Origin of the sequence: Pseudomonas sp. A-RE-19 (assembly GCF_019956555.1) — a bacterium.
GTDB lineage: Bacteria > Pseudomonadota > Gammaproteobacteria > Pseudomonadales > Pseudomonadaceae > Aquipseudomonas.
Genome location: NZ_JAHBDQ010000053.1, coordinates 1 through 4,364 on the forward strand (window position 1 = coordinate 1; position 4,364 = coordinate 4,364).

Annotated in this window: 6 protein-coding genes; all 6 read right to left on the reverse strand. The window is 40.4% G+C overall.

Features of this window, described 5'->3' with window-relative positions:
• Positions 1 to 240, reverse strand: a 240-nt coding sequence (locus KGB14_RS23215; RefSeq protein WP_411740805.1) for a hypothetical protein, incomplete at its 3' end; no start/stop codon positions are given.
• A 62-nt stretch (positions 241 to 302) separates the two neighbouring features.
• Positions 303 to 818, reverse strand: a complete 516-nt coding sequence (locus tag KGB14_RS23220; RefSeq protein ID WP_000097059.1) for a replication/maintenance protein RepL — start codon at positions 816 to 818, stop codon at positions 303 to 305.
• Between the two features lie 1,187 nt (positions 819 to 2,005).
• On the reverse strand, positions 2,006 to 2,719 hold the full coding sequence (locus tag KGB14_RS23225; protein ID WP_001590713.1) for a type IV secretion system protein: 714 nt from the start codon (positions 2,717 to 2,719) through the stop codon (positions 2,006 to 2,008).
• On the reverse strand, positions 2,716 to 3,714 hold the full coding sequence (locus KGB14_RS23230; RefSeq protein ID WP_052978250.1) for a type IV secretion system protein: 999 nt from the start codon (positions 3,712 to 3,714) through the stop codon (positions 2,716 to 2,718). The genes KGB14_RS23225 and KGB14_RS23230 overlap by 4 nt, the downstream gene beginning before the upstream one ends.
• Before the next feature lie 4 nt (positions 3,715 to 3,718).
• Positions 3,719 to 3,982 (reverse strand): EexN family lipoprotein, encoded by a 264-nt coding sequence (locus KGB14_RS23235; protein ID WP_000717655.1) that lies wholly within the window; start codon positions 3,980 to 3,982, stop codon positions 3,719 to 3,721.
• 87 nt (positions 3,983 to 4,069) lie between these two features.
• On the reverse strand, positions 4,070 to 4,364 hold a 295-nt coding region (locus tag KGB14_RS23240; protein WP_223488990.1), incomplete at its 5' end, for a helix-turn-helix transcriptional regulator.

The window sequence follows — 4,364 nt, forward strand, 5'->3', positions numbered from 1 at the left end:
TTCATCAACTGTAAATCCTATACTGTATAAAATAGTCACGTTCTTTTCTGAATCAATTAATCCATCATCATCGTAAAAAATTTGATGAAGTTGAGAAATGCGTATAGCATCATGTTTAGTCATAAAAACCTCTAGCCAGGTTGTTGTGATTAGCAGGCGAACAAAACACCACTTTTGTTCGCCTGCGACTACTTCTAGTAGCCTGCGGCAGGCACAGGCAAAAACATCGTTTTTGGACAATCTGATTCAAATGTTAACATTTGACATCGGATTGTCTATCCTGCATTGTATTGTTCTATCGATTAACAATCCCTCTCAATTAGGGTTGTAAATGCTATTCGATCTCCATTAAATACAAAATTGGGGTTTATAAAATAAAATCCTTTACGCATTGTCTTTGCTATAATCTGAGCTTTTTCTAACTCGTTAATTCCTCTCTTTAACGTAGCATAACTAAGTTTTAAGCTATCATAGCTTTTTAAAAAGTCATCAAGAGCCCTTGAATCCAAAAGAACCTGATCCTTTGCAAAGGCTTGTTTTTGAACAGCCCATAAAAGAACATTAAAAGCTTTAATTCCTGCCGATGATAAATCAAACGTTAACCCAATATTCGCAGTAAACAACTTAACAAATTGCTCACTATCTACACGCTTAAAAGTGGTTACATGTGTTCCAAACTTTTCTCCCGTGTTTTGATTAACCAAAACATTGTCATCCCGCCCAAGACGAGATACTTGTATCCGTTTCCCTTTCATCGGGATCGTCATAAGCTCTAAAAACGGGTTTGTTTCGTATCTCTGTAAGCTTAGCGAGCTCATTATTGCATCCTTTTTTGGGCTTTGGAGATTCACAATAAATCCTCATAAGCTCAAAATCAAGCAATTTTTGAGCCTGCAAGGTACCGGATCTGAGCTTACAAGGTACAGATCCTGATCACCACTTTCTAGGATTCATGCGGGTTCCGAGAATTTCCCTTCTTAGTTCTTAACTAAGGAGCGTAGGTGCTCAATTATGGCTATCAATTCTCTTCCGCTTCCTCGCCCACTCGCTCACTACGTTCGGTCGCTGGGGCTGCGGCGAGCGGGATCACCTCTCGCATGTTGTCAGAAATGCCGTTGCTGTTCTGTTCGAAAATGCGTTCTGTGGGCCATCCAGAGCACCAGAACGCGATTTTCAGGTGTTGGTAATGTTTTAGTCGTCTTAGCTCTTAAAACGCGCTCAGACGCACGAAACGGGCTTTAGATGCCCGTCAGGGCATGGAAGGCGCGAAAAATGCTTACAGAGGGTTTCAGGAGGTCAGGCGCGCCGATACCCCTAACCAGGGGCTTTCAGGTCGCCAGGAACCGCGCCAGCCCCCTGCAAAGCCCATTAGCACGGAACAGGTAGCCACACGGTTGGTAGGTGGTCGTAGACCGTCGATGTTACAGCGATGGGGGTCTGGGGTTCTCCCCAGACGGTTTCCGGTTGCGCTCAAGGCGCTGCCGGAACCGTGGCGGCTCGGTGGTTCTAGAGATCGGGAAACAAAAACACGCTAGGGGTTTTGAGGTCGGCAAAAGAGCAATGCAGGATAGACAATCATGGTCAAAATGTTAACATTTTATCCATGATTGTCCAAAAACGATGTTTTTGCCTGTGCCTGCCGCAGGCTCTATATTTAGAATTTAGAATAGAAAAGGCCATCTATTCGATGACCTTTATTTTTTACTTCATTGAAAATCGCATTACTATTAATAACAGAAGTAAAATACAAAACAGCTTTAACGTAAAAAGGAGTCTTTCTTTTATACCACCGCTGGGAACAAACCTCTTTTCAATTTTATCAGTGATAAATTGCAATGTACCATAATACATTAAAGCATTAACCAGCTTTAACGTAAGCTCCACACTTAAAACAATAACTATGATTGGTAGCGAGATTAACAGTGGCGGCGGTGTAGAACCGGTACTATTCAATCTAGACCAATGATTATCTACCCATTCTTTTAGCTTATTTAGCTTTATCATATCATTCGAAACTCGGTATCTTTGCATTTTTCTGACGCAGGCGATACTCAGCATACTTTTGCTCTTTCAACATTTCCGCATCAGCCCTGTTTTTACTATCCCATACATCATACTGCATTTTAATTGCCTGTATTTTTAACGACTGCGCCTGCAATGCGTTAGCCAAATCCTGGGATTCTTTCATATCCTTTGAAGACTCAATTCGGTTACTTAAACTCTGAATCTGAGACATTGCACTTGATAGCTGCTTATTTATCTCATTTCCCTGTTCAATGCTAGCGGCCGTTGAAACTATTCTGGCCTTACAAAGGTTATCAGAACTTTCAATGCCTGTAGAACACATATTAAAAGCACCATACTTGCTGAACAGATTTTTCGCCTGACTACTTAATGCACCTTCAGGATTACTGGTAAAATCAGAAATATAACTGTTCCCCTGCTTATAAATGTTTGCCAGCTCTGATTGTAGGTTACTTAGTTCATTTGTGAATGCCGCAATATTCCTTATACCTGTTGCCGTGGCTAACTGGTCTTTATATGCCTGAATCTGACTTTGATAATGCCGCGCTGTTTCAGACCATTGTTTGAGTCGTTCTGTCCATCTTGTGGCTTCAACAGCCCATTCCGGACTGGCATCAATAGCAACCGGAATACCTGCGACAGAACCAAATGAAAATAAGCACAAAAGTACTGAAAAAATTAGTTTTTTGTTCATGCTGAATTCCTCGCACGTGCTTTTTCCAGGGATGCTCGTCTTCTTGCTTCCATTCCCAATGCGCCTATTGAAGCCCGTTTCTGCTCCCCTTTTTCACCTGCCCATTCGGCGGCTGTTCGCGTTCCACGTTTCATCTGGTTTCTCGTTTTCTCTACGGCCATTCCAGCAACCCCAATCCCTAAAAGAGCCATTCCCTGAAGAGTACCTTCAACACCTGCACCGGCAAGCTGCTGCGCGAAACTCGATGATTTCCAGACAAAGACAGCAATCAGAACTCCAATTACAAATGCCATTGCGCCCATTGTTAAAATATTTGTTGAGTTAGCATCTCTCGATATCTGACTAAGCATATCAGTTTGAAACTCGGTACCAATTTTGACGAGAACTCCAGCAAAAATAACAGTAAATACACTAGAAAATAATATACCAAGCCAGTTATTAAACATTACTCTAGTGAATCCAAACATATAACAACCGATAAATATCGGAGCTACAAGAATAGCTAACTGCATTGTTACATCGGCAAGCATGTAAATAACAGCCGCTACAGACATAATCAGGATACTTCCTCCCCAAACCAACATTGACCCGATTCCACCTTCAACTGACACATATTTGGATTGATCCATAGCATAAACTTTGTCAGCCAAAAGCTGAGTTGTACTCCACATGGTATCTAGCGTTGCCCATACAGGTTTACCAAGGAACCCATCCTTCATAGATTTAATAGCATCCATTGCTGCCGTCAGATAGCCATCAGCATTGCTTACGAATGTTAAAATAATGGCAAATTTTGATAGATCCCAGACGAGATCTTGTAATGGGGTCTGGCGTTTCCCTGCCAATATTTGATAGCCAACCCAGAGGATATAAACGCTAATACCTGCACTTAGAAGAGATAACATATCCTGACCTAATTGACTTTGAAGTGGTTTGGTCATCTCTTCGATTTTACTAACAACTTCGCTATTAAACTTTTCAAAGAAACCAGACATGTTATCACCTGTTCAATCCATGTTGCTTATCATATTCAGCTGACTCAGCCTTAAGTATTTCAAGCATAGGGCCATAGGTTCTACCAATAATTCCGGCAACTTTTTTAACATTTTGACAATTAACAGAATCTTCCCCTGACTTTTTACACTCCTTATATTTCTCCGTCGCTTCTTTGGGATGATTAAGCCACCAATCTGATGATTTTGTATCTTCACCACATGCGGAAAGAATGAAAATAGACATTAAGAGCGTACAAATTTTTTTCATCTTTGATTCCTCGTATGGACATTACAATTGCTGATACAATCAGCAATTGTAATTCTAGTCAAGAGCAAAAATACCTATTGAACTATATTATTTGCAATCAGTTTCGAATCCAAAACGAATCTCTTTTATGTTCAAAAGCAATCTTAATAAGATCATTGGCTTTAAAGATGAAACCGAGGCGCAACCTAATTTAACCCTTGCATTTAATAGCTGAGCCGCAACTGTGTTTGGTGTTGAATTTCTAAAATGAGCTATTTCATCAACTGTAAATCCTATACTGTATAAAATAGTCACGTTCTTTTCTGAATCAATTAATCCATCATCATCGTAAAAAATTTGATGAAGTTGAGAAATGCGTATAGCATCATGTTTAGTCATAAAA

Bases quoted from the DNA above. Each gene is read 5' to 3' on its own strand.
- KGB14_RS23225 (WP_001590713.1), bottom strand. From the start codon at position 2,719: ATGAACAAAAAACTAATTTTTTCAGTACTTTTGTGCTTATTTTCATTT.
- KGB14_RS23235 (WP_000717655.1), bottom strand. From the start codon at position 3,982: ATGAAAAAAATTTGTACGCTCTTAATGTCTATTTTCATTCTTTCCGCA.
- KGB14_RS23230 (WP_052978250.1), bottom strand. From the start codon at position 3,714: ATGTCTGGTTTCTTTGAAAAGTTTAATAGCGAAGTTGTTAGTAAAATC.
- KGB14_RS23220 (WP_000097059.1), bottom strand. From the start codon at position 818: ATGAGCTCGCTAAGCTTACAGAGATACGAAACAAACCCGTTTTTAGAG.